27 protein-coding genes and 1 pseudogene are annotated in these 25,687 nt (G+C 70.8%); 13 read left to right on the forward strand and 15 right to left on the reverse strand.

Annotation, left to right across the window (positions count from 1 at the left end; genetic code table 11):
* From ACRDSK_RS03490 to ACRDSK_RS03500, 3 genes and pseudogenes are all read right to left on the reverse strand, one after another.
* Positions 1-222, reverse strand: a pseudogene (locus ACRDSK_RS03490) (ABC transporter ATP-binding protein/permease); the annotation flags it as partial.
* A gap of 199 nt (positions 223-421) precedes the next feature.
* Positions 422-1,429 carry a cytochrome d ubiquinol oxidase subunit II gene (gene cydB / locus ACRDSK_RS03495; RefSeq protein ID WP_431438406.1) on the reverse strand — a complete coding sequence of 336 codons (1,008 nt, stop codon included), beginning with the start codon at positions 1,427-1,429 and terminating at the stop codon, positions 422-424.
* 10 nt (positions 1,430-1,439) lie between these two features.
* Positions 1,440-2,906: a cytochrome ubiquinol oxidase subunit I gene (locus tag ACRDSK_RS03500; protein ID WP_431438407.1), complete on the reverse strand. Its 1,467-nt coding sequence runs from the start codon at positions 2,904-2,906 to the stop codon at positions 1,440-1,442.
* A gap of 281 nt (positions 2,907-3,187) precedes the next feature.
* Here ACRDSK_RS03500 and ACRDSK_RS03505 point away from each other — a divergent pair, with 281 nt between their 5' ends.
* Positions 3,188-3,784, forward strand: coding sequence for a TMEM165/GDT1 family protein (locus ACRDSK_RS03505; RefSeq protein WP_431438408.1), 597 nt, complete (start codon positions 3,188-3,190; stop codon positions 3,782-3,784).
* Here ACRDSK_RS03505 and ACRDSK_RS03510 read toward each other — a convergent pair.
* The gene (locus ACRDSK_RS03510; protein ID WP_431438409.1) at positions 3,781-4,404 is read right to left on the reverse strand and encodes a TetR/AcrR family transcriptional regulator; all 624 of its coding nucleotides are present in this window, start codon (positions 4,402-4,404) and stop codon (positions 3,781-3,783) included. The genes ACRDSK_RS03505 and ACRDSK_RS03510 overlap by 4 nt on opposite strands.
* Positions 4,405-4,462: 58 nt before the next feature.
* On the opposite strand from ACRDSK_RS03510, the gene ACRDSK_RS03515 reads away from it, so the two are divergent.
* Positions 4,463-5,326 carry an oxygenase MpaB family protein gene (locus tag ACRDSK_RS03515; RefSeq protein WP_431438410.1) on the forward strand — a complete coding sequence of 288 codons (864 nt, stop codon included), beginning with the start codon at positions 4,463-4,465 and terminating at the stop codon, positions 5,324-5,326.
* 52 nt (positions 5,327-5,378) lie between these two features.
* Here the strand turns inward: ACRDSK_RS03515 and ACRDSK_RS03520 are convergent, their stop codons facing one another.
* Positions 5,379-5,591, reverse strand: coding sequence for a DUF397 domain-containing protein (locus tag ACRDSK_RS03520; protein ID WP_431438411.1), 213 nt, complete (start codon positions 5,589-5,591; stop codon positions 5,379-5,381).
* A complete protein-coding gene (locus ACRDSK_RS03525) occupies positions 5,588-6,448 on the reverse strand; it encodes a Scr1 family TA system antitoxin-like transcriptional regulator (RefSeq protein WP_431438412.1) in 861 nt (286 codons plus the stop codon). Before ACRDSK_RS03525 ends, ACRDSK_RS03520 begins: the two co-directional genes overlap by 4 nt.
* Positions 6,449-6,843: 395 nt before the next feature.
* On the opposite strand from ACRDSK_RS03525, the gene ACRDSK_RS03530 reads away from it, so the two are divergent.
* Positions 6,844-7,443 carry a hypothetical protein gene (locus tag ACRDSK_RS03530; protein WP_431438413.1) on the forward strand — a complete coding sequence of 200 codons (600 nt, stop codon included), beginning with the start codon at positions 6,844-6,846 and terminating at the stop codon, positions 7,441-7,443.
* Here ACRDSK_RS03530 and ACRDSK_RS03535 read toward each other — a convergent pair.
* From ACRDSK_RS03535 to ACRDSK_RS03545, 3 genes are read right to left on the reverse strand one after another with little or no spacing between them, the layout of a single operon-like run.
* Positions 7,440-8,102 carry a helix-turn-helix domain-containing protein gene (locus tag ACRDSK_RS03535; RefSeq protein WP_431438463.1) on the reverse strand — a complete coding sequence of 221 codons (663 nt, stop codon included), beginning with the start codon at positions 8,100-8,102 and terminating at the stop codon, positions 7,440-7,442. The two genes, ACRDSK_RS03530 and ACRDSK_RS03535, sit on opposite strands and share 4 nt — an antisense overlap.
* Before the next feature lie 25 nt (positions 8,103-8,127).
* A complete protein-coding gene (fahA, locus tag ACRDSK_RS03540) occupies positions 8,128-9,327 on the reverse strand; it encodes a fumarylacetoacetase (protein ID WP_431438414.1) in 1,200 nt (399 codons plus the stop codon).
* Complete coding sequence (locus ACRDSK_RS03545) at positions 9,324-10,202, reverse strand: hypothetical protein (RefSeq protein ID WP_431438464.1); 879 nt, start codon at positions 10,200-10,202, stop codon at positions 9,324-9,326. Before ACRDSK_RS03545 ends, fahA begins: the two co-directional genes overlap by 4 nt.
* Before the next feature lie 70 nt (positions 10,203-10,272).
* On the opposite strand from ACRDSK_RS03545, the gene ACRDSK_RS03550 reads away from it, so the two are divergent.
* Positions 10,273-11,451: a homogentisate 1,2-dioxygenase gene (locus ACRDSK_RS03550; RefSeq protein WP_431438415.1), complete on the forward strand. Its 1,179-nt coding sequence runs from the start codon at positions 10,273-10,275 to the stop codon at positions 11,449-11,451.
* A gap of 69 nt (positions 11,452-11,520) precedes the next feature.
* Positions 11,521-13,812, forward strand: a complete 2,292-nt coding sequence (locus ACRDSK_RS03555; RefSeq protein WP_431438416.1) for a PQQ-dependent sugar dehydrogenase — start codon at positions 11,521-11,523, stop codon at positions 13,810-13,812.
* A 176-nt stretch (positions 13,813-13,988) separates the two neighbouring features.
* Here the strand turns inward: ACRDSK_RS03555 and ACRDSK_RS03560 are convergent, their stop codons facing one another.
* Positions 13,989-14,609: a LysE family translocator gene (locus ACRDSK_RS03560; RefSeq protein ID WP_431438417.1), complete on the reverse strand. Its 621-nt coding sequence runs from the start codon at positions 14,607-14,609 to the stop codon at positions 13,989-13,991.
* 63 nt (positions 14,610-14,672) lie between these two features.
* Here ACRDSK_RS03560 and ACRDSK_RS03565 point away from each other — a divergent pair, with 63 nt between their 5' ends.
* Complete coding sequence (locus ACRDSK_RS03565; RefSeq protein ID WP_431438418.1) at positions 14,673-15,440, forward strand: DUF2470 domain-containing protein; 768 nt, start codon at positions 14,673-14,675, stop codon at positions 15,438-15,440.
* Here the strand turns inward: ACRDSK_RS03565 and ACRDSK_RS03570 are convergent.
* Positions 15,423-15,674 carry a helix-turn-helix domain-containing protein gene (locus ACRDSK_RS03570; protein ID WP_431438419.1) on the reverse strand — a complete coding sequence of 84 codons (252 nt, stop codon included), beginning with the start codon at positions 15,672-15,674 and terminating at the stop codon, positions 15,423-15,425. The genes ACRDSK_RS03565 and ACRDSK_RS03570 overlap by 18 nt on opposite strands.
* A gap of 56 nt (positions 15,675-15,730) precedes the next feature.
* Here ACRDSK_RS03570 and map point away from each other — a divergent pair, with 56 nt between their 5' ends.
* The 3 genes from map to ACRDSK_RS03585 are packed head-to-tail and all read left to right on the forward strand — an operon-like array spanning position 15,731 to position 17,240.
* Complete coding sequence (gene map / locus ACRDSK_RS03575; protein ID WP_431438420.1) at positions 15,731-16,498, forward strand: type I methionyl aminopeptidase; 768 nt, start codon at positions 15,731-15,733, stop codon at positions 16,496-16,498.
* A gap of 60 nt (positions 16,499-16,558) precedes the next feature.
* Complete coding sequence (locus ACRDSK_RS03580) at positions 16,559-16,918, forward strand: hypothetical protein (RefSeq protein WP_431438421.1); 360 nt, start codon at positions 16,559-16,561, stop codon at positions 16,916-16,918.
* Positions 16,893-17,240 (forward strand): pentapeptide repeat-containing protein, encoded by a 348-nt coding sequence (locus ACRDSK_RS03585; RefSeq protein WP_431438422.1) that lies wholly within the window; start codon positions 16,893-16,895, stop codon positions 17,238-17,240. Before ACRDSK_RS03580 ends, ACRDSK_RS03585 begins: the two co-directional genes overlap by 26 nt.
* Position 17,241: 1 nt before the next feature.
* Here the strand turns inward: ACRDSK_RS03585 and ACRDSK_RS03590 are convergent, their stop codons facing one another.
* Positions 17,242-17,700 carry a PPOX class F420-dependent oxidoreductase gene (locus tag ACRDSK_RS03590; protein ID WP_431438423.1) on the reverse strand — a complete coding sequence of 153 codons (459 nt, stop codon included), beginning with the start codon at positions 17,698-17,700 and terminating at the stop codon, positions 17,242-17,244.
* 23 nt (positions 17,701-17,723) lie between these two features.
* Between ACRDSK_RS03590 and ACRDSK_RS03595 the strand changes: the two genes are divergently transcribed.
* On the forward strand, positions 17,724-18,524 hold the full coding sequence (locus tag ACRDSK_RS03595) for a CPBP family intramembrane glutamic endopeptidase (RefSeq protein WP_431438424.1): 801 nt from the start codon (positions 17,724-17,726) through the stop codon (positions 18,522-18,524).
* A gap of 18 nt (positions 18,525-18,542) precedes the next feature.
* Positions 18,543-20,981, forward strand: a complete 2,439-nt coding sequence (ligD, locus tag ACRDSK_RS03600; protein WP_431438425.1) for a DNA ligase D — start codon at positions 18,543-18,545, stop codon at positions 20,979-20,981.
* Here the strand turns inward: ligD and ACRDSK_RS03605 are convergent.
* Together ACRDSK_RS03605 and ACRDSK_RS03610 are read right to left on the reverse strand one after the other, a co-directional pair.
* Positions 20,967-21,815 (reverse strand): SGNH/GDSL hydrolase family protein, encoded by an 849-nt coding sequence (locus ACRDSK_RS03605; protein WP_431438426.1) that lies wholly within the window; start codon positions 21,813-21,815, stop codon positions 20,967-20,969. The two genes, ligD and ACRDSK_RS03605, sit on opposite strands and share 15 nt — an antisense overlap.
* Positions 21,816-21,983: 168 nt before the next feature.
* Positions 21,984-22,511, reverse strand: coding sequence for a DM13 domain-containing protein (locus tag ACRDSK_RS03610; protein ID WP_431438427.1), 528 nt, complete (start codon positions 22,509-22,511; stop codon positions 21,984-21,986).
* Positions 22,512-22,626: 115 nt separating this feature from the next.
* On the opposite strand from ACRDSK_RS03610, the gene ACRDSK_RS03615 reads away from it, so the two are divergent.
* Positions 22,627-23,811 carry an arginine deiminase gene (locus tag ACRDSK_RS03615; protein WP_431438465.1) on the forward strand — a complete coding sequence of 395 codons (1,185 nt, stop codon included), beginning with the start codon at positions 22,627-22,629 and terminating at the stop codon, positions 23,809-23,811.
* Here ACRDSK_RS03615 and ACRDSK_RS03620 read toward each other — a convergent pair.
* The gene (locus ACRDSK_RS03620) at positions 23,792-24,955 is read right to left on the reverse strand and encodes a GNAT family N-acetyltransferase (RefSeq protein WP_431438428.1); all 1,164 of its coding nucleotides are present in this window, start codon (positions 24,953-24,955) and stop codon (positions 23,792-23,794) included. The genes ACRDSK_RS03615 and ACRDSK_RS03620 overlap by 20 nt on opposite strands.
* A gap of 144 nt (positions 24,956-25,099) precedes the next feature.
* On the opposite strand from ACRDSK_RS03620, the gene ACRDSK_RS03625 reads away from it, so the two are divergent.
* Complete coding sequence (locus ACRDSK_RS03625) at positions 25,100-25,645, forward strand: ferritin (RefSeq protein WP_431438429.1); 546 nt, start codon at positions 25,100-25,102, stop codon at positions 25,643-25,645.
* The last annotated feature ends 42 nt before the right edge of the window (positions 25,646-25,687 follow it).

The raw sequence follows: 25,687 nt of genomic DNA on the forward strand, positions 1-25,687 counted from the left end.
GACCTGCGTGGCCCAGCCGAGCACCGCGCGGGCGAGCACCACACCGGCGAGCACCCCCAGCCGCCCGCCGGTGGGCGCCCCGCCCCCGTCGACGATGTCGGCCAGCACGCCGGCGAGCGCCCACGCCTGACCGACGAGCGCCACCGCCCCGAGCGCGGCGAGCACCGCGCAGCCGAACAGGGCCCGGCGAGCGGTGGCGGAGAGGGCGAGGAGGCGGTTCACGCGCCCACCCGACCAAATCCGCCATTCGCGACCCGAGGTTGTCCACAGGTCCGCGCCGCCCCTGTTGACCAGCCCAAACACGGGTAGACTGGAACAGGGCACGCCCCCCGGAGAGGGTGGGGGCTGCCATCCAGAGGGGGACGAACCGGTTCGCGCGTGGGTCGGTGGGGGACGGCGTTCGCGGGTTGGGTTCGCGGGGTCATGGGGTGTGGGCCTTCGGGATGTGGGCGGTGCCGATGCGCTTGCGGAAGACCCAGTAGGTCCAGCCCTGGTACACCAGCACCGCCGGGGTGCCGAACGCCGCGACCCACGTCATCACGGTCAGGGTGTACGGGCTCGAGGCCGTCTCGGCGATCGTCAACGAGTTCGACGGGTCCACTGTGGACGGCAGGACGTCGGGATACAGCGCGCCGAACAGAGTCACCACCGTCGCGGTGATCGTCAGGGCCAGGAGAGCGAAGGACTGGCCCTCGCGGCCGGCCCGTAGTCGCTGCCACGCCACGACCGCGGCCAGCAGCGCGACGCCGAGCGCGAGCCACGTCCAGCCCGCACCCTCCCGCAGTTGCACGACCAGCAGCAGTCCCACCAGCGGAGCGAGTGCGACCGGCGCCACCACCAGAGCCAGCCGGCGAGCACGGTCGCGCAGCGGGCCCGACGTCTTGAGCGCCACGAACACCGCGCCGTGCACGAGGGCGAAGCCGGCCACCGCGAACGCGCCCAGCAGCGTGTCCCAGCGCACCGCCGCGAACGCCGGACCCACCCGGTTGCCCGCGGCGTCGAGCGGCAGGCCCAGCACGTTCCACGACAGCACCAGCCCGACGCCCAGCGCGGTGACGGCCGAGCCACACGTGATCACCGTGTCCCACGCCGCCCGCCAGCGCGGCGAGTCGATCTTGCCGCGGTACTCGAACGCCACACCACGGCCGATCAAGGCCAGCAGCACCAACAACAACGGCAGGTACGCCGCGCTGAACAGGCCCGCGTACCAGCCCGGGAACGCCGCGAACGTGGCGCCCGCGGCGACGATCAGCCATACCTCGTTGCCATCCCACACCGGGCCGATCGTGTTGACCAGCACCCGCCGCGACGGCTCGTCCCGGCCGAGGACGCGCACCAGCATCCCCACGCCGAAGTCGAACCCCTCGAGGAACAAGTAGCCGAGCCACAGCCCGGCGATGATCAAGAACCAGACGGTCGGCAGATCCATCGCGAACCCCTCAGTAGGCGAACGACAGGACGTCGTCGTCCCGGCGCTCGGTCGGTTCGTCGGGCAGCACGGTCGCCACACCGCCGCGCACGTACCGCCGGATGAGCACCACCTCGACCACCGCGAGCACGCCGTAGACCAGCGTCAACGCGATCAGCGAGGTGAGCACCTCGCCCACGGACAGCCCCGACACCGCCCGCGCGGTGAACATCCACACACCGTCCACACCGGACGGGTTCGGCGCGACCACGAACGGCTGGCGGCCCATCTCGGTGAAGATCCAGCCGAAGCTGTTGGCCAGGAACGGCGTCGCGATCCCGGCGAGTGCGAGTCGCGGGAACCACCGGGTCCGCGGCACCCGGCCGCGCCGGACGAGCCACAGCACGGCCACGCCGACGAACGCGGCGACCGCACCGAACCCGATCATCAACCGGAAGCCCCAGTACGTGACCGGCAGGTTCGGCACGTAGTCGATCGGCTGGCCCGACAGCTCGCCGAGCCGCGGGTCCACCGGGTACCGCTCGCCGTAACGCGCCTGGTACTCCTCGACCAGGTCGTTCACCCCGCGCACCTCGGAGTCGAGGTCGTTGTTGGCCAGGAAGGACAGCAGCGCCGGCACGGTGATCGACTTGACGCGCTCGCAGTCCGGCGCGGCCACGTCCCCGACCGCGAAGACCGAGAAGCCGGCCGGCTTCTCGGTGTGGCACAACGCCTCCGCCGACGCCATCTTCATCGGCTGCTGCTCGAACATCAGCTTCGACTGCTGGTCACCGCTGACCACTAGCGCCGCGAACGCGGCCACCCCGACCCACGCGCCCAGCCGCACCGACGCGCGCCACACGTCTTTCTCCGCCGAGGCGCGGTGCAGGTGCCAGGCCGCGATGCCGACCAGGAACGCACCGGCCACCGCGAACGCGCCCGCGATCGCGTGCGGGAACGCCGCCAGGACCGTCGAGTTGCCCAGCACCGCCCAGATCGACGTCAGCCGCGGCCGGCCGTCGACCAGCTCGACGCCGACCGGGTGCTGCATCCACGAGTTGGCCGCGAGGATGAAGTACGCCGACGCGATCGTGGCCAACGAGAAGGCCCACACGCAGGCCAGGTGGACACGCCGCGGCAGCCGGTCCCAGCCGAAGATCCACAGGCCGAGGAACGTGGACTCGACGAAGAACGCGACGAGCCCCTCCATCGCGAGCGGCGCGCCGAACACGTCGCCGACGAACCGGGAGTACTCATTCCATGCCATTCCGAACTGGAACTCCTGGACGATCCCGGTGACCACGCCCATCGCGAAGTTGATCAGAAGCAGCTTGCCCCAGAACTTCGTCATGGCGAGATAGCGCCGGTTCCCGGTCCGCACCCAGGCCGTCTGCATGCCCGCGACCAGCAGCGACAGGCCGATCGTGAGCGGCACCATCAGGAAGTGGTAGACGGTCGTGATGCCGAACTGCCACCGCGCGAGATCCAGGACTTCCACGCCTCCACGCTTCCCGCCGCGCCGCTCCGCCGGCAGGTCCGCGGGTCCCGTCCGACCGGGACCTTGGTCCCGTGGCCTGTAGGATGGAGTCAGCCAGAGGGGAGTAGTTCCCACGGCGGGCCTCGGCCCGCCCGGCGAGTGCATCGACACACTGACTCGTTCGCGAGTCCGGTGCCTCACCCGTTGCGAGCGGGCGAACGAGACCTCCGGCCGGCATGTGACCATGCCCGGCCGGAGTTTCATGCCTCCGTCCGGGCCCGACGAGGGGAACCACCTTTCACATGGGCCACTGGCTTCTCGCATTCGTGTCGGCGTTCGGCGCCGTGTTCCTGCTCGAGCTCCCGGACAAGACGACCGCGCTGACCCTGGTGCTCTCCAACCGCTTCCGCAGCCGGCCGGTGCTCGCCGGCGCGACCGTGGCGTTCGCGCTGCAGGCGGTGATCTCGGTGGCGCTGGGCAGCGCGATCACCCTGCTGCCGGAGCGACTCGTGGCGGCCGCGATCGCGGTGCTGTTCGGGGTGAGCGCGGTCCTGCTGCTGCGGGAGAGCCTCGCCGCCGATCCCGACGACGCCGACGCCGCGGCCTCGTCGCGGGCGAACACCCCCTACCTGCGCGCGGCGGCGATCTCCTTCGGCACGCTGTTCATCACCGAGTGGGGCGATGCGTCGCAGGTGACGGCGATCGGCGTCGCCGCGCGGTACGCGAACCCGATCGCGGTAGGGCTGGGGACCTTCCTGGCGCTGATGAGCGTCACGGTGCTGGCGTTGCTGGTGGGCCGGAAGCTGCGGTCGCGGGTGCCGGCGCACTTCATCCAGCGCGGCGCGGCCGCGGTGTTCGGCGTGTTCGCGCTGCTGGCCGCGTGGGAGGTGTTCGCCTAGCCGCGCTCGCGGCGCAGGGCCGTGGACAGGTCGCCGGTGGTGTTGACCATGGCGACGAGGAAGTCGGCGAGGTGACCGCGGGTGACGTCGAGCTCGCCGCGCAGCCAGCCGGCGAAGACCTCCATTGTGCCGCTGACCAGGGTGAGCGCGCCGAGCTCGCGGTCCTTCGCCGGGGCCGCGTGGTCGCCGAGGAGCTCGGTGGCCTGGTAGGCGACGATCCGGGCGAGGATGCGGAGCATCTCCTGGCGGCGGCTTCGCAGGGCCTCGTGCGGCGCGAACATCAGGTGGCCACGGCGGGGGTCGGCGATGAAGAAGTCGATCACGGCCTCGACGACCGCGCGGACGCGGCGGTCCTTATCGGTGCCCTCGATGGCCATCGTCAGTGCGTGGAGGGCGCCCTCGGCGAGGGCGTCCCACGAGGCGAGGAGCAGGACGTCGCGGTCGGCGAAGCTCTCGTAGAAGTATCGATCGTTGAGCCGCGCACGGCCGCAGACGGCGCGTACGGTGACCCGCTCCCAGCCGACCTCGGCGACGAGGTCGAGGGCGGCGTCGGTGAGCGCGGCTCGGCGCCTTGCTCGGCGTTCGTCGCCCGTCTCGCCGGCGTAGGTGCGTTCGGCCACCTTCTCAGCTTATCCTGTATCTGGTGACGCTCTTCACCAGATGATGGGAGGTCGGGCGATGCGGCGGCCGATCGAGCCGGGGACCCGGCTGTGGGAGGACACCGGGCTGGTCACGTTCTCGCTGACGACCGGGGCGGCGTTCGCGCTGCAGGTGATGCACCCGTCGGTGGGGGCGGTGGTCGGCGAGCACTCCGTGTTCCGCACGGACGCTCTTGGGCGGGCCGAGCGGAGCATCGCATCGGTGCTGACCTGGGTGTATGGCGGCCCAGAGGCGCTGGTGGAGGCCGACCGGCTACGCGCGCTGCACGCGCCACTGCGCACGACCACCCCGGACGGGGTGACGCACAACGCGCTGGCGTCCGGCCCCTGGGCGTGGATTCTGTTGACGGCGCCGTACGCGTACACGGTCGCGGCGCGGTACTTCTCGCTGCGGCCGCTCTCGCGTGCGGACGAGGAGGCGTTCTACGCGGAGATCCAGCAGCTGATGCGCAACCTGCACGTGGCGGAGAAGGAGATCCCGCCGACGTACGACTCCTACCGGGACCGGTTCGCGGACGTGCTGACGAACACGCTCGTCGCGCACCCGACGACGTACGAGTTCCTGGCGGCGACCCGGCGTGTGCCGCCGCCGCCTCGGCTTCCGGCATGGCTGCGGCCGGTATGGCGGGTTGCGGCTCTCGTGCCGGGGCGAGTGCAGTACTTCGTCACGGTGGGCACGCTGCCGCCGCGGGCTCGGACGATCCTCGGGCTGTCATGGACGGACCGGGACGAGCGCCGGCTGCGAGTGTTGGGTCGGCTGGTCGCACTGGTGATGACAGTGCTCCCAGAGCGACTGCGCTACCTGCCGATCGCTTATGAGGCGCGCCGGGCGGATCGGGCGCAACGATCACTGCAGCGTGTCCTCGACCGCCGGCCGCGTTAATCCCGAGGCGCGAACGCGAAGCTCCCCCGCTCACGCTCGCGCCTCGGGGCGGCTACCTGGCGACTTTGTCCAAGAGTGCGGCCCATGCGGGCGCGGGCATACCAATAATCGGCCGGACATGCCGTCGATCCTTGCTGTCGCGGACAAGGATGGCGCCGGGGGCGGCAAACTTGACCTCTACACAACTGCCAGCGCCGTTGCTGAAGCTACTGACGAACCACTCGTCCCCGTCCTCGGTCGATCCAGGGACTCGATCAACGTTCAAGGCAACTCCTTAATGCATCGTTGGATCAATTTCTTCGAGTCCTCGACATTCAAGGACTGTTGCAAGGCCTGGTCGTAAGCCGCGGAGATCGCGTTCACCTGGGTGAAGTCGTCGATGACCCCCCAGGCCGTCACGGTTTCCTGCCAGACAACAGTTGGCAATCGGGGATTCTCGAAGTCGATGAGGTGCACCGTCGCAGCGCCGAAGAGACTGCAGGCCGTCGCCGTGAACGGCACCACGTGCACCTGGAGATTGTTCTGGTACTTGTCGATCATTTTGACGAGGTGCTCGAGCTGCCCGCGGAGCACCGCTGGGCCCCCGATTTGTTGGTGCAGTACGGCCTCGCTGATGATCGTGGTGAGCCCCAGGGGCTCGGGGTCGTCGAGCCGCGCCTGCCTGCGGAGCCGCACCTCTACGCGCTGCTCGACCTGAACCCGTGGCACCGTGACAGTCGGGTGAATGACGGCCCTCGCGTAGTCACGCGTCTGCAACAACCCGGGAACGAGCAGGTTCTCGTACCCGCGAATGCTGTGCGCGCCATGCTCGAGGCCGAAGAACCGGCGAAGCTCGGTGTCGAACAACGCGGTGTAGTTGGTCCACCAGCCGTTGTCCTTCGCGATGTTACGCAACCGAAGCATCTCGCTGGTCTCATCCTTGTCGGCCTCGAGGAGTATCAGGAGCTTCTTGAGGGCGTCCTCGGAGAGGATCTTTCGTTCGTTCTCGATGGCAGACCAGTAGTTGCGCGAGAAGCCAAGCTCTTTGGTGATGTCCTTGATCTCGACGTTCACCTGTTCACGACGCTCCCGCAAGCGGAGCACGAGCTCCCAGCCTGCGACGATCGGAGACGCCTGTGCCATTGATGAACCCTCCCCACACGACAGGTTACGGTAACCGAATCGTGCAACCATGGTGTTTCGATACATGCACGGGTAAACTTGCAGACAGCTCACACCGAGGCAGCGAACGAAACGTACACCCGAACTGTGGCCTACACCACACCGGGTCCACCACCGCTCGATGCACGGCGTGGCGGCGCGCCATCTGTACCAGAGATCAACGGCACCGGAGGCACATTCGGACGGTTCATGCGCCCGAGTGAGGGACACGAAATCGCCAGACTGGGGAGGCAAACATGGCGACGCTCTCGGAACCGACACGACACGAACCCTTACCGGGACCGGACGGCGACACATGGGCGGAGTTCGCGGACCCGCTGGTTCCGAGCTCCCGGAAACCCTCGAACGGGCAGCGGGTGTTTCCGCCGGTGTTCCCGGCGGAGCCGCACCTCACCGCTACGCACTACACGATCGTGGTCGCCGATATCGTCGCATTCGGGGACCGCAGCAGGAACAACGCGAACCAGGTGCGGACGAGGCGTGGGCTCTACCAGGCGTTGGTGGACGCTTTCGGCGCGGTAGGGGTTCCGTGGCACGAGTGCCGAGTGGAGGACCGCGGGGACGGGGTGCTCATCCTGGTTCCGGCGAACGTGGCCAAAGCGCTATTCATCGACTGGTTGCCGGGAGCACTCGCCGACGCGCTGCGTGCCCACAACCGGTCTCACCCACCGGAGGAGGAGATCCGACTGCGGCTCGCGCTCCACGCGGGCGAGATCTACCAGGACGAGTTCGGCGTGACCGGCTCGTCGATCAACCGGACCTTCCGAATTCTCAACGACGACACGGTGAAGGCCCGATTCGCTGAGTCGGCAGGCGTGCTTGCGATCATCGGCTCGATGTGGTTCTACGACGAGGTCATCTGGAACAGTGACCTGAGTCGAGCCAGGTCCTACGTCCGCGTAGAGGTCGACAACAAGGAGACCAAGACCTGCGCGTGGGTGCGGATCGTGGGTTAGCGGAGGGCTTCGGCGACCTGGGTCGCCGCGGTCAGGACCTGGGGGCCGACCACGTCGCCGGCCAACTCGTGAAACGTGATCACTCCTACGCTCGCCCGCAGGCCCGGCACCCCGCGCACCGGCGCGGCGATGCCCGACGCGTCCTGTTGCAGCTCCCCCGTCGTCGCGATCCAGCCTGGGGTTTCGTCCCGTAGGCCGATCGCCTTGCCCGCCGCGCCTCGGCCCAGTGAGTGGCGCGTCCCCACTCGGTACGCCACGTGGTACGTCGTCCACGACGGCTCGATCACCGCGATGGCCTGAGCTTCGTCGCCGTCCGCGACCGTCAGGTGCGCTGTCGCGCCTACCGCCTCCGCCAGCTCTCGCAGCGCCGGGAGCGCGGCCAGCCGCAGCTGTGGGGTCACCTTCGCCGCCAGGCGCAGCAGGCCCAGGCCCAGCCGCACCTTCGAGCCGTCCCGGCGGACCAGGCCACGCTCCTGCAGCGGGACCAGCAACCGGTAGATCGCCGCGCGGCTGGCGCCGATCGCCGTGGCCAGCTCGCTGATCGTCGGGGCCTCCGAGTCCGCGTCGGCCACCGCCTGGAGCAGGGCCAGGCCACGGTCCAGCGTCAGCGAGCTCTCCCGGCCGGGCGACGCGGTGTGCTGGCGGGTCGGCTGGACGATAGGGCGGATCGGCCGGGCGGCCACGTCAGCCACCGTCCGCCGGTAGGACCGTGCCCGCCACCTCGGCCAGGCCCACGACCGAGCCGTCCTCGCCGGGTGCGGTCGCCGTGATCACCACGGTGTCGCCGTCCTCCAGGAACGTCCTGGTCTCGCCGCCGACGTCGATCTTGTCGCGGCCGCCCCACGACAGCTCCAGGAAGCTGCCCCGCTGGTCGACCGACGGCCCGGACACGGTGCCCGACGCGAACAGGTCGCCCGGTCGCACGGTCGCACCGTTGATCGTCATGTGCGCGAGCTGCTGGGCACACGAGTACGACATGTCGGCGAAGGTCGGGCGGGACACGACCGTTCCGTTCCACTCCACCGCCAGCCGCAGGTCCAGCCCCCACGGCGAGTCCTCGACCAGATAGTCGACGCGCGGGTGGCCGACGTCGGGAACCGGGACCCGCGCCGCCGCGAACGCGTCCAGCGGGGTCACCCACGCCGACACCGACGTCGCGAACGACTTGCCGAGGAACGGCCCCAGCGGCTGGTACTCCCAGCCCTGGATGTCGCGTGCGGACCAGTCGTTGACCAGGACCACGCCGAAAACGTGCTCTGCCACGTCCGACGTCGGCACGCGGCGCGCCACCGGGCCGCCGCACACGAAGCCGACCTCGGCCTCGATGTCGAGCCGGGCCGACGGCCCGAAGTGCGGCCCGTCCGAGCCGCGGCGCTGGCCGTACGGGCGTGCCACGTCGGTGCCCGACACGACGACCGTGCCGGCCCGCCCGTGGTAGCCCACCGGCAGGTGCGTCCAGTTCGGGAACAGCGGCTCGGTTTCCGGCCGCATGATCCGGCCGACGTTCTCCGCGTGGTGGCTCGAGCTGTAGAAGTCCACGTAGTCACCGACCGTGAACGGCAGCAACCCGCGCACGTCGGTCAGCGGCAGCAAGGAGGCGCCGGACGGCTTGGCCGAGCCGTTCACCACCTCCCGCACCCGCGCTCGCAGCTTGCCCCACTCGACGCGTGAGGCCGCCAGCAGCGGGTCGAGCGACGAGCCGGACACCAGGTCGGCGAGGTCACCGAGCGACTCGCGCAGCGGCGCCAGCGGCAGCGCGTGGTCCCCGACCCGCACTGCGACCCGCGGCCCGTCGGCGTCGCCCGCGTCGACGACGCCGTAGGGCAGCGTCCGCGGACCGAACGGCTGGTCCGGCGCGAACGCGGCGTCGGGCACCCAGGTCACAGCAGGCCCAGCTTCTCGAGGTCCTCGACCGGGTCGGTCAGCGAGCAGGAGCCGTACGAGGCGAACACCCCGCGCACGGCCAGCGCCTCGTGCTCGGTCAACGCCAGCGCCTCCGCGGCCAGCGCCTTGCCGTCGGTCGAGGTGAGCACGTCACGCACAGAGTCGTCGGCCGAGCCGGACGCGATCAGCCGCGCGGTCGCGATCAGCAGGTTGAGGAACCCGTGGTGGGTGAAGCCGGTGTCCGGGTCGGTGTGCCGGACGGCGTTGTGCAGGCCCGCGGTCGCCTTGAACGACGAGTTTCCCGCGTTGATCACCGACAGGAACTCGGCGACCTCCGGGATGCTCGGGAAGTTCTGCTCGGACACCCCGCCGCAACGGATCTTCGGCCAGCTGCCGTGCTCGATCACCCGCTGGATGCCGTCCAGCCAGCCCGCGCCGCCGCGCCGCGGTTCGATCACCCGGATGACGTCCTCGGGCACGAACTCCGACACGCGCTCCAGCCACACCTCGTCCACATCGGACGGTGCGGGCATCTCCACCATGCGCAGCGCCAGCAGCTCCGCCCGCGACTCCACGATCGACAGGGCCTTCGGAACCCCACCCAGTCCCGTGTCGATGACCAGCGACAACTCGACCGGCCTCGGCGGCTTCACCTTGATCAGGTCAGTGATCAGCTCCGGCAGACGGGACGCCGGGCAGAGGAAGAGGCCCACCAGGTCGGCACGATCGTTGGTTCTGCCGTCCAGGTGCAAGCGCACCGCGTCCGGCATCGTGGCGCTGCCCGGCGGGAACAGGGCGGCGTCGTCGACGAGCCGAGCCAGCAGGGGCGGGACATCGGGTGGACCTGACGCGGGTACGGGTGCGGCGCTTGACACGGCTGACACGCTAGTAGCGTATCGGCTACTGAACAAAGACGTTCGACATGCGGACACTCCGGAGGGGGCAATGCCTTACTACCGCAGCGTCGGGGAGATCCCCCGAAAGAGGCACACGCAGTTCCGCTCCCCGGAGGGTGGGCTGTACGCCGAGGAGCTCATGGGCGTCGAGGGATTCTCGTCCGACTCCGCGCTGCTCTACCACCGCCACCTGCCGACCGCGATCGTCAACGCCGAGGTCGTCGAGGACCACCGCGGCCCGCTGACGCCGAACCATCCGCTGATGCCGCGCCACTTCCGCAGCCAGGACCTGAAGGCGGAGAGCCAGCTCGAGGTCGACGCGGTGACCGGCCGCCGCACGCTGTTCGGCAACAACGACGTGACGATCGCGTTCGCCGTCGCCACCGCGCCCAGCCCGCTGTACCGCAACGCGGCCGGCGACGAGCTGCTCTACGTGCAGGCCGGCTCCGCGACCGTGGAGACGATCTACGGCGCGCTCGACGTCTCCGACGGCGACTACCTCGTGCTGCCGACCTCGACGACCTACCGGGTGCTCCCCCACGGCGAGCTCCGCCTGTACGTCCTCGAGGCCACCGGCCATGTCGGGCCGCCGAAGCGGTACCTGTCCACGAAGGGCCAGTTCCTCGAACACGCGCCGTACTGCGAGCGCGACCAGCGGGGGCCCGCCGAACCGCTACTGGCAGACGGGACCGACGTGCCGGTCCTGGTCCGCCACCGCGCCGGGCTGACCCGGTTCACCTACGCCAACCACCCGTTCGACGTCGTCGGCTGGGACGGCTGCCTGTACCCGTGGGTGTTCAACATCCGCGACTTCGAGCCGATCACCGGCCGGGTGCACCAGCCGCCGCCGGTACACCAGACGTTCGAGGGGCCGAACTTCGTGGTCTGCTCGTTCTGCCCGCGCAAGGTCGACTACCACCCGCTGTCGATCCCGGTGCCGTACAACCACGCCAACGTCGACTCCGACGAGCTGATGTTCTACGTCGGCGGCAACTACGAGGCACGCAAGGGCTCCGGCATCGGGATCGGCTCGCTCTCGCTGCACCCGTCCGGCTTCACGCACGGGCCGCAGCCGGGTGCGGCGGAGGCGTCGATCGGCGCGGACTACTTCGACGAGACCGCGGTCATGGTGGACACGTTCCGCCCGCTCGAGCTCGGCGAGGCGGCGAGCGCGTGCGAGGACCCGGCCTACGCGTGGTCTTGGTCCGGCCGCGGACCGGGTAGCTAACGGAGTGAAACGGGGCGGCTGCGGCCGGCGACTCACCTGTCAGCCGACCGCAGCATTGGGGGATTCACCGTGCGCTCACGCCCCGCTTCCGCACGCCCGAAAACCGCCCTGCTAACCGCGCTGACGCTCGTCGCCGGCGCGCTCACCGGTCTGATCGCGGCGCCGACCGCGGTCGCGGCGGTGCCCACCGGGTTCACGGACACGGTCGCCATCGGTGGCCTCACCAACCCGACCGTGGCCGCGTTCGCCCCGAACGGGCGAGTGTTCATCGGCGAGAAGAGCGGCGTGGTCAAGACGTTCGACTCGCTCGCCGACACCTCGGCGACGGTCACCGTCGACCTGCGCACGGCGGTGCAGGACTTCTGGGACCGCGGGCTGCTGGGGTTGACCGTCGACCCGCAGTTCCCCACCCGGCCCTACGTGTACGTGCTGTACACCTACGACGCCGAGCCCGGCGGCAGCGCGCCGCGCTGGGGTGACGCCTGCCCGTCGCCGCCGGGTCCGACCGCGGACGGCTGCCTGGTCACCGGCCGGCTGTCCCGGCTGACGATCGACGCGAGCGGCGTCGCCACCGGCGCGGAGCAGGTGCTGCTGAACGGCTGGTGCCAGCAGTACCCGTCGCACTCGGTGGGCACCGTGACGTTCGGCCCGGACGGCGCGCTGTACGTCGGCGGCGGGGACGGCGCGAGCTTCAACTTCGCCGACTGGGGCCAGGTCAAGAACCCGTGCGCGGACCCGCCGAGCCCGGCCGGGACGAACCTGACCGCACCGACCGCCGAGGGCGGCGCGCTGCGCTCGCAGTCCGTTCGCCGGCCGGCCGGCGAGCCGGTGACCCTGAACGGCACGATCCTGCGGGTCGACCCGGACACCGGCGCGGCCATGCCGGGCAACCCGTTCGCGTCGAGCCCGGACGCCAACGCGCGCCGGGTGATCGCGTACGGCATGCGCAACCAGTTCCGGTTCGGGTTCCGCCCGGGCACCAGCGAGCTGTGGGTCGGCGACGTCGGCTGGGGCACCTGGGAGGAGATCAACCGGATCCCGAACGCCTCGGACGCGGTGGCCGAGAACTTCGGCTGGCCGTGCTACGAGGGCAACGCGAGGCAGTCCGGCTACGACGGCGCGAACCTGAACGTCTGTGAGTCGCTGTACTCCGGCACCGGGCAGAACGCGCCGCACTACGCGTACAACCACAGCGCGTCGGTCGCGCCGGGCGACGGCTGCCCCACCGGTGGTTCGTCGATCAGCGGCATCGCGTTCGAGTCGACCAGCAACTACCCGGCCGCGTACGACGGCGCGCTGTTCTTCGCGGACAGCTCGCGCGGCTGCATCTGGGCGATGCGCAAGGGCGCGAACGGGCAGCCGGACCCGACGCAGATCACGCCGTTCGTGACCGGCGTGAACATCCCGGTGCACCTCACGACGGGCCCGGGCGGCGACCTGTTCTATGTGGCGCTCGGCGCGGGCCAGCTGCGTCGGGTCAGCTTCCCGAGCGGGACGAACAACCCGCCGACCGCGGTGGCCGCGGCGAACCCGACGTCCGGCGCGGCGCCGCTGACCGTGCAGTTCACCGGGTCGGGCTCGACGGACCCGGACGCCGGCACGACGCTGACCTACGCGTGGGACCTCGACGGCGACGGCGCGTTCGACGACTCGACGGCCGCGAATCCACAGTGGACTTATCTGTCCCAGGCGTCGGTGACGGCGTCGCTGCGGGTGACGGATCCGGGCGGGCTCACCGACACCGACATGGTCGCGATCTCGGTCGGGAACCCGCCGAGCCAGGACCCGGTCGTCACGATCGACAACCCGACCGCGGCACTGCGGTGGTCGGTGGGTCAGAACGTGCCGTTCGCGGGCCGGGCGGCGGACGCGCAGGACGGTGTGCTGCCGGCGTCGGCGCTTCGCTGGCAGCTGACGCTGCAGCACTGCACGTCGCCGACCAACTGTCACGCGCACAACGTGCAGGCCTTTCCCGGGGTCGCGTCGGGCAGCTTCATCGCACCGGACCACGAGAATCCGTCCTATTTGGACTTGACACTGACGGCCACGGACTCGTCCGGCCGGACCGGGTCTTCGACGGTGCGGCTCGATCCGCGGACGGTGGTGCTGACGTTCCAGTCCAACCCGAGTGGCGCGCAGCTGTCGGTCGGCGGCACGGCGCAGCAGACACCGTTCACGCGGACGGTGATCGTGGGCTCGAACAACTCGGTGAGCGCCCCGAGCCCGCAACGGCTGACGCTGGGCCTGCGGTTCCGGTTCACGAGCTGGTCGGACGGCGGGGCGCAGAGCCACAACATCGTGGCGCCGTCGGTGGCCACGACCTATCGAGCCAACTACGGGCTCTGCTGGACGAGCTGCTGACTTCCGGGCTCCGAGTTGTCCACAGTGGGCCGAGTTGTCCACAGCGAGCCCACGACCACGGTTTTCGTCAGGGTTCCTCGGTAGACTGACGGTCACGAGGGGTGCCCCCGGAGAGGGTGGGGGCTACGTTTCTTGCGTTCTGCACGCGCGTGCGCGCGGGGGTAGTTCGCGGAGGGTTACTGGGCGGCCAGGCGGAGGCCCAGGGCTACCAGCAGGGTGCCCATCACCGCGTCGAGGGTGCGGCGGACTCGGTCCTTGGTGAGGAACCTGCGCAGCGCGCTCACCACGTTGGACAGCACCACGAACCACAGCAGGCTCACCATCGGCGCCGTCGCCGCCAGGAGGAGATGGTCGACCGGGCTCGCGGTCGTCGGGACGAACTGGGGCAGCAGCGCGGTGAAGAACACCGCCACCTTCGGGTTCAGCAGGTTCGAGAGCAGGCCCTGACGGAACGCCTCGTGCGCCCCAGTCATGCGACCGGAGCCGGCCTCCGGGGTCTCGTAGCCGCCCCGGCGCGCGGCCAGCAGCACGCGGACACCCAGCAGCACCAGGTACCCGGCACCGGCGATCTTGACCACCGTGAACGCCACCGCGGACGCCGCAAGCAGGCCCGCGATGCCGAGCGCCGTGACGAACGCCCAGGCGAACCCGCCCGCGGCGATCCCCGCCGCACACGCCATGCCCGCGCGGCGACCCGACAACACGGCGTTGCGGGTGACGATCACGAAGTCCGGGCCTGGCGCCATCACCGCCAGGAGGAGGACGCCACCGAACGCGAGCAGTTGGGTCACGGTCACCCGGGCAGGCTACCCACCATCGGCTATCGCATTTCGGCGGCTGGTTAGGTTAGCCTAACCAGCGTGAGCGATCGACTGCCGATTCCCGGTCCGGGTGAGCGTGCCCGGACCATCGCCGCGCGTGGGCCGGCTACGTTGCTGCCGCCGCTGCCCACCCTGCCGCCGGTCGCCGGCGAGTGCCAGTCGGACCGCGTCGCACCGTTGCTGCACCACGTGCACGCCGACGGCTCGGCCACGGTCCTGCTGCCCGACGACCAGGTGGCCCCCGAGCCCGGGACCACGATGGTCGAGATCGTCGACCTCGCCCCGGTGCCGCTGCGCGAGCCGGTGCGCGGGCTGCTGTGGATCACCGGGCGGCTCGCGCCGGTCTCGCTGGACGAGGCCCGAGAGCTGGCCGTCGAGCTGGTCGAGGAGCGGCCCGACCCGCGACTGCTCGACCTCGGCCACGGCGCGACGATGCTGCGGCTGACGCCGCTGTCGATGGTCGTCGCGGACGCCGACGGGACGCATCCGGTGACGCCGGAGGCGTTCGCGGCCGCCGACGAGGACCCGTTCTGCCACCAGGAGGCGGGCTGGCTGCGCCACCTCGAGCTGTCGCACACCGACGTGATCCACACGCTGCGCCGGCACCTGCCCGACCGGCTGCGCGGCGGCCACCTGCGCCCGCTCGGGCTGGACCGCTTCGGGCTGCGGCTGCGCGTCGAGGCGATCGAGGGCGACCACGACGTGCGACTGGCCTTCGAACGGCCGATCGCGACCCTGGACGAGCTCTCCGGCGAGCTGCAGCGGCTGGTCGGCTGCCCCTTCCTCGCGCTACAGGGTGGCCGGTAGCGACTCCTCGCACAGGGTCTCCACGGGGAGGCCCACCACGCGCGCGATCGCGACGACCGTGAAGAACGCCGGCGTCGGCACGCGGCCGTGCTCGATCTTGCGCAGCGTCTCGACGGAGACGCCGGCCGCCTGCGCGACCTCCACACTGGTGCGCTCGCCGCGGGCGGCACGCAGCCGCTCGCCGAGTCGGATGCCGCGCTCGCGGTCCTGCTGGCTCAGGGGTGGTCGCACCATGGCTCCGATACTAATACCATGATATGAATACCGGGATAGTTATTGGAGGTGTTCCGGTGGTCGAGCTGAAGACTGACGCGGAGCTGGCCGTGATGCGGTCGGCGGGCCGGGTGGTCGGGGCCGCGCTGGCGGCGGTGCGCAAGGAGGCGGCGATCGGGGTCTCGCTGCTGGAGCTGAACGAGGTCGCGGTCGGGGTGCTCGCGGACAACGGCGCCGGCTCGTCGTTCAGGGGCTACCGCCCGCACTTCGCGCCGACGCCGTTTCCGGGGGTGATCTGCGCGTCGGTGAACGACGTGATCGTGCACGGCATCCCGTCGGCGTACCGGCTGCGCGACGGCGACCTGGTGTCGATCGATTTCGGCGCGAGCGTGGGCGGGTTCCACGGCGACGCGGCGATCAGCTTCACCGTAGGCACGCCGCGACCGGCCGACCTGACCCTGATCGCCGACACGCAGGCCGCGCTCGACGCGGGCATCGCGGCGGCCGTGGTCGGCGGCCGGCTGGGTGACGTGTCGGCGGCGGTGGGCCGGATCGGCCGCGCCGCGGGCTACGGCATCCCGCCGAACTTCGGCGGCCACGGCGTGGGCCGGGCGATGCACGAGGACCCGTCGGTGCCGAACGAGGGCGTGCCGGGCCGCGGGCTGAAGCTGCGCCCGGGGCTTGTGATCGCGATCGAGCCGATGTTCATCGCCGGCGGGCGCGACCCGTTCGTCACCGACCCGGACGGCTGGTCCCTGCGCACCTCGGACGCCAGCCGGGCCGCACACATCGAGCACACGATCGCCGTCACCGAGTCGGGCCCGGTGATCCTCACCGCCCCATGACTCGGGCCTCTACGGGTGCGGGTGACCGAGTCATCACCGCCCGTGCCGACGAGGCGTCCGTTGATCGTCCCGATCCCGCGCCGGCTGATCGCGGTGGGCGTGCCGCTGATGGTCCTGGTCGCGGTGGCGGCCGTCTGGTCGCTGTTGGGTCTCGGCGTGGCGGGCGCGCAGCTGGAGGCGATCCGCACCGGCAGCACGGTCGTCGTCGGCCTCGGCGGGCTGTCCGCGCTGGAGCGGCTCGCCCAGGACAGCGCCGACCCGGCCCTTCGGCAGACCGTCGTCAACGTCGTCTGCGCCTACCTGCGCATGCCCTACACCGAGCCGGAACCCGTCCGGGTTTCCAGGCCGCTGGGCCCGCGCCGCCCGGTTCGGCCGGGCAAACGGTGCAGCCGCTGTGTTCACCGGCGCCCGGTTCGGTGACGACGTCACGTTCGAGAGCACCCGGTTCGACAGCCTCGCGGACATCAACGGCACCGAGTTCCACGCGCACGCGTCGTTCGTGCGCGCGCAGCTCGCCTTGTTCCAGCTGAACACCGAGATGTGGGCGCGCGCGGACGTGTCGCTCCCCTTGAGACGGTGGTGGCCGCTGACCGACCTGGGGCCGGAGCCGATGGAGTGGCAGGAGGATCCCGAGCCGGTGACGCGCCCGGACCGGGACGGCACCTGGCTGCGGATCAGCTACGACCCGGTCGCGCTGCTCGACCGCCACGACGCCCCAGACGACGATCCGGACGACGAGTAGGTCAGGCCAGGTCGGGTGGGAAGCCGCCCGTCGCGATCGGGCCCCAGCGGGTGATCGTGACGCGGATGAGGCATTTTCCCTGGCGCCGCATGGCTTCTCGGTACTCGTCCCAGTCGGGGTGTTCGCCGGAGATCACGCGGAAGTACTCCACCAGCGGCTCCAGGGCGTCGGGCAGGTCGAGCACCTCCGCGGTGCCGTCGATCTGGACCCACGCGTCGTCCCAGACGTCGGACAGGATGCAGGCCGAGACGTTGGGGTTCCGGCGGGCGTTGGCGGCCTTCGCGCGGGCCGGGTAGGTCGAGATCACCAGCCGGTTCTCGGTGTCCAGGCCGCAGGCGACCGGGGAGAGCTGCGGGCTGCCATCAGCCCGGGTCGTGATCAGGACGGCGTGGTGGCGGGGACGGATGAAGTCGGCGAGGGCCGCGGCGTCGACCCGGTTCGCCGTTGCGATTCGAGGCACGGGCCAGACGGTAGCGTTTCGGCGTGCAGCTGAGAGCCTGGCTCGTCCCGGAGCACCGCACCGAGGCGATCACCGACCCGGGCGAGCGCCGCGCGGTCGTCATCGAGATCGTCATCGTCCTCGCCGTGACGCTGGGGCTCTCCGGGCTGCGCAGCCTGCTCTCCCTGCTCGACTCGCTGCTGCGGCCCGAGCCGCTGTCCGACCAGCAGGTCGCGATCAACGTCCCGCAGGCCGCCGACCAGCTCCTCGACCTGCTCCGCCAGCTCACGTCCGCCGCGCAGCTGTTCGCCTGGGGCGTGCTCGGGCTATACCTCCTCTGGCGCGCCGGCATCGGGCTGCGCCGTGTCGGCCTCGACCGGGACCGGCTCGGCCGCGACGCGCTCGGCGGCGCCGGGCTCGCCGCCCTCATCGGCATCCCCGGCCTCGGGCTCTACTTCATCGCCCGCGCGGTCGGCGCCAACCTCACCGTGCTGCCGTCCACCCTGGACGACACCTGGTGGCGGCCCATCGTGCTCACGATCGCCGCGGCGGCCAACGCCTGGGCCGAGGAGGTCCTGGTCGTCGGGTACCTCATCACCCGACTGCGCCAGCTCGGCTGGCGGGAGAACCGCTCGCTCGTCGCGGCCGCCGCGCTGCGCGGGTCCTACCACCTCTACCAGGGCTTCGGCGGGTTCGTCGGCAACTTCGTCATGGGCCTGGTGTTCGGCCGCGTCTGGCAGCGCACCAACCGGCTCTGGCCGCTCGTCATCGCGCACACGCTGCTCGACGTCGTCGCGTTCGTCGGCTACGCGCTGCTCAGCGGCAAGGTGTCCTGGTTGTCCTAGCGAGGACAATGGACCGCGATGGGTGACCTCGACGAATACCGCAAGAAGCGGGACCCCGACCGCACGCCGGAGCCGGTGCCCGCCGAGGGCGCGCTGCCCACCGGCAACAACGACACGTTCGTCATCCAGGAGCACCACGCCACCCGCCTGCACTGGGACGTCCGGCTGGAGCGCGACGGCGTGCTGGTGTCGTGGGCGGTGCCGAAGGGCCTGCCGGACGTGCCGGGCGACATCCGGCTCGCCGTGCACACCGAGGACCACCCGATGGAGTACGCGACGTTCTCCGGCGAGATCCCGAAGGGCGAGTACGGCGGCGGCCGCATGTTCATCTGGGACCGTGGCCACTACGAGACGCTGAAGTGGTCCGACCGCGAGGTCGCGGTCGTCTTCGCCGGGGAGCGGGCCAAGGGCCGGTACACGTTCTTCCGCAGCGGCAAGGACTCCAAGGACTGGATGGTCCGCCGCTCCGAGCCGGCGCAGCGGGCCGGCTTCGCGCGGCTGCCCGAGCTGGTCGAACCGATGCTGGCCTCCCCCGGCACGCTGCCACCCGAGGACGACGGCTGGGCATACGAGTTCAAGTGGGACGGTGTGCGCGCACTCGCCCGCGTCGAGGGCGGCCGGCTGCAGCTGTTCTCCCGCAAGGGCAACGACATCACCGTGACCTACCCCGAGCTGCGCCAGCTCGGCGAGGAGCTCGGCTCGACGCAGGTGTGGCTCGACGGCGAGATCGTGGCGATGGAGAACGGCCGGCCCAGCTTCCCCGCGCTGCAGCAGCGCATGCACGTCCAGCACGACCGGCAGGCCCGCAGCCTCGCGAACACCGTGCCGGTCACCTTCCTGATCTTCGACGTCCTCCACCTCGACGGCCGGTCCTGTGTGGACCTGCCCTACACCGAGCGGCGCCGGCTGCTCGAGGGCCTGGAGCTGCGCGGGCCGAACTGGAACACCTCGCCCACCTACGACGCGTCCGGCGCGGCGATGGTGGAGACCGCGCGCGAGCAGGAACTCGAGGGCGTCATCGCCAAGCGGTTGACCTCGCGGTACTTCCCCGGCCGGCGCACCGCGGACTGGATCAAGATCAAGGAGCTGCTGACGATCGAGGTGCTGATCGGCGGCTGGCGGCCCGGCGAGGGTCGTCGCTCGGGGATGATCGGCTCGCTGATGCTCGGCGTGCCGACCGACGCCGGGCTGCGCTACGTCGGCCAGGTCGGCACCGGGTTCACCGACAAGGCGCTGACCGCGCTGGGCAAGCAGCTCGAGCCGCTCTCGCGGTCCTCCTCACCGTTCGCCGAGGAGCTGCCGGCCGACCGGCGCAAGGGCGCGCACTGGGTGTCGCCGACGCTGGTCGGCGAGGTGGAGTTCCGGAACTGGACCCCGGACGGCCGGCTGCGGGCACCGTCGTGGCGCGGGCTGCGGGCGGACAAGGACGCGGCGGACCTGGAGCCGGAGGCCGTGGTCGAGCCGCCCGCCGCCGAGCCGGAGGCCGCGACGCCAGAGCCGGAGCCCGAGGTCGCGGCGGTCGCCGAGCCGGACGAGCCGCAGCCGCAGAACGTGCTCGTCGAGGTCGAGGGCCGCCGACTTCGACTGTCCAACTTGGACAAGGTGCTCTACCCGGAGGCCGGCTTCACCAAGGGCCAGGTGATCAACTACTACAGCCGGGTGGCGCCGGTGCTGCTGCCGCACCTGGCCGACCGGCCGGTGACGCTGCGTCGCTGGCCGGACGGGGTGATGGCGCAGCCGTTCTACGAGAAGAACGCCGCGCGCAGCGCCCCGGAGTGGGTTCGCACGGTGCGCGTGGAGACCCCCGGCAGTACGCGCGGTTACGAGACGCTGGACTTCGTCGTGCTGGGCGACCTGCCGTCGCTGGTGTGGTCGGCGAACATGGCGGCGCTGGAGCTGCATCTTCCACAGTGGACGGTCACGGCGGCCGGGGAGCGGCGGACGCCGGACCTGCTGGTGTTCGACCTGGACCCGGGCCCGCCGGCGACCGTCGTGGAGTGCTGCGAGGTGGCGCTGCGGGTGCGGTCGCTGCTCGCCGAGCACGGCCTGACCGCGTACGCGAAGACCAGCGGGTCGAAGGGCATGCAGCTCTACGCGCCGATCCGGACGTCCGCGGTGGAGCACACGTCCGCGTACGCGAAGGCGGTCGCCGAGGAGCTGGCGCGGGCCGATCCGGGCCTGGTCGTGGCGCGGATGGCGAAGAACCTGCGGCCGCGGAAGGTTTTCATCGACTGGAGCCAGAACAACCAGTACAAGACCACGATCGCGCCGTACTCGCTGCGCGGCCGGCCGGCGCCGACGGTCTCGACGCCGGTCACCTGGGACGAGGTGGCCGCCTGCCGCCACCCCAACGACCTGGTGTTCACCGCCGACGAGGTGCTGGACCGCATCGAGTCCCTCGGCGACCTGCTGAAGCCGCTGCTCGCGAAGAAGCGGCCGAAGCTACCCGAGTCCTAGCACCCGCATCGCCTCGGTGGCCATGTTCGCCTCGCCGAGCGCGTTGGGGTGCACCACGACGGGGTTGGTCGTCTGCAGCACCGGCTCGATCCAGCGGACCCCGAGACGCTGGCAGGCGTCGTGGCCCTCGGATGCCTGGCCGAGGTCGACGTAGGTGGCGCCGGTCGCCGCGGCGGCGCGGGTGACGGCGTCGTTGAGCGTGGTCTGCAGCGAACGCAGGTAGGGCACGTCGCCGCGGGCGACGGGCATCTTGTCGAAGCAGCCGCCGGTCGCGGGGAGGATCCACGGGTAGCCGAGGATCGCGACGTCCGCTTGGGGCGCCTTGGCCTTCGTCGCCTGGAGCGCGGCGACCAGCGCGGGGTAGGTCGTGGTGCGGATGGTGTTCTCGAAGCGGTCGCCGTGCTGGCGCTGGCAGGGGTTGCCGTGACCGAGCGTGGTGATCCCCGCGATGCCGCACGCGATGATGGCGCCGATGAACACGCCGCTGTCGTTGCCGCCGATGGTCATCGTGACCAGGTCGGTGTCGGCGTCGACGGCGTCGAGCTGCGGTTTCATGCCGGGGTACTGCGCGGTGGTGAAGTGCTTCGTCTCGGCGGCGCCGCAGGTCACGTCGGTCAGCCGGGCACCGGTCGCCTTCGCGATCACGTGCGGGTAGTTGCGGGTCGAGCGAAGGCAGAGGAGCGGGGCGGTCGGGTCCGGGGGCAGCACGCCGGAGGCGGCCGAGTAGGAGTCGCCGAGCGCGACGTAGTCCAGGGGTTCCGCGGCGGCCTGGGCCGGGCTCGTGAGGGCCAGGACGGCGATCGCGGCGGTGACGGCGGCGAGCAGACGACGCATGGGTCTCTCCCGACTTCGTTGACGGAAGCTCGCTCACTACTCACGAGTAGGTAGGCGGGCAAGCCAATCGTCAACCATGCCGACACCGGCGTCAACTGGGGCTAGATGGCCGCGATGGCGGCCTGGCACGGCTACGTCTTCCTCGAGGGCCGTCCATCGGCGTACCGGTTAGAGGGCCAGGGGTGCGGAGCCGAAGGCGACGTTGAAGCGGTCGCACCAGATGACGGCGCTCCGCAGGCCCTCGAGGTCCGCGCCGGCGGGGATGGCGTAGTTGTGGTTGCCGTCGGTCGCCTTGAGCTCGCCCAGCTGGACGACCCGGCCGTCGTCGAAGGCGCCCCAGTCGGCGCCGGCCTTCGTGTCCGAGAGCCAGACCCGCACGTCGGGGCCGTCCGAGGTGGAGAAGCCCTCCAGGCGCAGGATCCGCTCGCCGTCGGGCAGCTCGAGGACCCGGGCCGTGCCGGAGGTGTCGTGCTCGCCGTTCACGAAGGCGCCCTCGGCCAGCTCGGCCGGCCCCGCCGGGGCGGCCGGGGCGTCGTCCGCAGCGGGCGCGGCGGCGGGTGGGGCTGGCAGGGCCTCGTCGACATGACTGGTCGTGAACGCGCGCCACGGTTCGAACAGGGCCAACCCGACCACGAGGCCGACCGTCAGCACGGCCAGCACGACCCACGTCACGGGCTTTCGAAGCAGACGTCGCATATGTCCATCCTGGCGGGAGTGGCCGCGACAACCTACTTACCGAGTCATTACGCTCGGTCGGGTGACCGCTCAACCAGCATTCGACCTGGCCGTAGACGATCAGCCGACGCCCAAGGTGGACAGTGAGGTCGGGCCGCTGCGCGCGGTCCTGCTGCACCGGCCGGGTGCCGAGCTCAAGCGGCTGACCCCGCGCAACAACGACCAGCTGCTCTTCGACAGCATCCCGTGGGTCGACCGCGCCCAGGACGAGCACGACGCCTTCGCCGAGGCGCTCGGCAGCCGGGACGTCGAGGTGATGCTGCTGGCCGACGCGCTGGTCGCGGCGCTTTCCGACGAGCGGGCGCACGCCGCCGCCGCGGACACGGCCGTCGACCGGCGACGGGTCGGGCACGAGCTGGCCGACTCGCTCGGCTCCCATCTGTCCACTTTGGACGAACAGGGGCTCGCCAACGTGCTGATGGCGGGCATGACGTTCGAGGAGCTGCCGGCCGCGGAGGGCGCGTCGCTGGTGCGCAAGATGCACCACCCGCACGACTTCGTGGTCGATCCGCTGCCGAACCTGCTGTTCACGCGCGACTCGTCGGTGTGGATCGGGAACCGGGTGGCGATCGCGTCGCTCGCGTTGCCCGCGCGCAACCGGGAGACCGCGCTGCTGGACCTGATCTACGCCTACCACCCGCGGTTCCGGACCGCCGGTCGCGCTTACGGCGCCCACTCGGCCCCGGTCGAGGGCGGCGACGTGCTGCTGCTGGCGCCCGGCGTGCTCGCGATCGGCGTGGGCGAGCGGACCACGCCCGCGGGAGCGGAGTCGCTCGCCCGGTCGGCGTTCGCGGACGGGCTCGCGCACACCGTGCTGGCGGTGCCGATCGCGCAGGACCGGGCCACCATGCACCTGGACACCGTGTGCACGATGGTCGACCGGGACGCGGTCGTGATGTACCCGGCGGTGCGGGACACGCTGGTCGCCTACCCGCTGGTGCCCGACGAGGGCAAGGGCGTGGTCGTGTCCGGCCCGGTGCCCTTCCTCGAGGCCGCCGCGGAGGCGATGGGCATCGACCGGCTGCGGGTGATCGACACCGGCCTCGACCCGGTGACCGCCGAGCGCGAGCAGTGGGACGACGGCAACAACACGCTGGCCGTGGCGCCCGGGGTGGTCGTCGCGTACGAGCGCAACGTCGTGACCAACGCCCGGCTGGAGGACGCCGGGATCGAGGTGCTGCGCATCGGCGGCTCGGAGCTGGGCAGCGGTCGCGGCGGCCCGCGCTGCATGTCCTGCCCGATCAGCCGCGATCCGCTGTGACCTCGGCGTCCACCTCCGAGCCCATCGACTCGGGAGTCCAGTTCGGGTTGAGGCGGTGGTAGGTCGCGGTGTCGTCGAAGCCGTCCTCGCCCGTGGTGAACGACTCCGGCTCGGTGCCGATGTGGGTGAAACCAACCTGCTCGACCGCGTAGCGGGAGGCCTTGTTGCTCGCCGCGGTGGTGAGGCTCAGGCGGCGTTTGCCCAGGCCACCCGCTGACACCGGTCGGAACGCCCACTCCACGACCGGGCCCAGCGCCGACCGCAGCACGCCGCGGCCGCGGGAGTCCGGGTGGACGGAGTAGCCGAACTTCGCCTCGGTCTCGTCCAGGCCGTCGAGGTCGAACAGCTGGATGTGGCCGATCATGACGTCCGACCCGGGCTCGGTCATGCACCAGTCGAACCGCTCGCCGGCCGCCTGCGCGAGCAGGGTCCGGTTGATCATCGCCGTGCCGTCGGTGAGCTCGCGGAGAGGACGCAGCCGGCCGCCGAAATGCCGGCCGCGGGGGTCGCCCTGCATCTCGGCGAACCGGTCCGCGTCCGACATCTTGACCGGGCGCAGCCGAAGCCGATCCGAGACGAGCTCGGGCGGCACGTTCCAGCGGTGCTTCGGCGCCCGGTCGTCCGACGCGCGCAGCGAGCCCACCCAGCCGTCCCGCCGCTCGCCCTGAGGGGGCAGCAGCCGCGCAATCGTGCCGTCGAACGTGAACCCGTTCGCCCAGGCCACCCGCCGCGAAGCCCAGTTCCCCACGTTCGCGAGCCACACGACGACCTCGAACCGGCTGAAGCCCCAGTCCAGCAGCAGCTTCACCGCCCGGCTGCACATTCCGCGGCCGCGGGCCGCCGGGTGCAGGCCGTAGGCGATCTCGCCGACCCCTTCGAGCAGGTGGCGCAGGGCCACCGAGCCGGCGAACGCGCCGTCGACCTCGACCGCGAAGCAGAAATCCTTGTCCGACCGCCAGCCGGCCGCGATCACCTCGAGGTACCGCACGGCGTCGTCGCGGGTGTAGGGCACCGGGACCCGCAGCCACTCGATCGACTCTGGGTCGACGCACTGCTCGACCATGCCGTCGACGTCGGACTCGGTGTGTGCGCGCAGCGTCACGACGCCGTCGGTCAGCGTCGAGACGTCGTCGGGGAAGGTCACCGGTCCATGGTCGAGGTCCACCGCCACCAGCCGCAACACAATTTAGGAATGCCTTACCTGAATTGCGTTTCGATAGGCTTGCCTAAATTGCGCGAAATTGTCACCCGATAGCGAACCGGCGACTGCCCACGTATTATCTAAAACATGGCGAAGACAGGCAACCACTCTAAGTTCCATTCCATGCTGCAGGAGCAGGTGCGACACGAGTTCACCGCATCGCAGCAGTACGTAGCCCTGGCTGTCTGGTTCGACGGCCAGGATCTGCCGCAGCTCGCGAAGCACTTCTACCGGCAGTCACTCGAAGAGCGAAACCACGCGATGATGATCGTGCAATACCTCCTCGACAATGACATCGCGCCGGCGATCCCCGGCGTCGACGAGATCCGGAACGATTTCTCCGAGGCAGCAGACCTCGTTTCTGTGGCGCTGCAGCAGGAGAAGGACGTCACCGAGGAGATCATCAACCTGGCCAAGATCGCTCGCGACGAGGACGACTACAAGGGCGAGCAGTTCATGCAGTGGTTCCTCAAGGAGCAGGTCGAGGAGGTGGCGCAGATGACCACGTTGCTCAACGTGGTTCGCCGAGCCAGCGGCAACCTCTTCGACGTCGAGAACTACCTGGCCCGCGAGTCGGTCGGCGACGACGGCCACGACCCGCTCGCGCCCCGCACGGCCGGCGGCAAGCTGTAGCACGCACCGCGGCCCGGCCGTGTTCGGCCGGGCCGCGGGCTC

The organism is Actinophytocola sp., assembly GCF_050699915.1.
GTDB lineage: Bacteria > Actinomycetota > Actinomycetes > Mycobacteriales > Pseudonocardiaceae > Actinophytocola.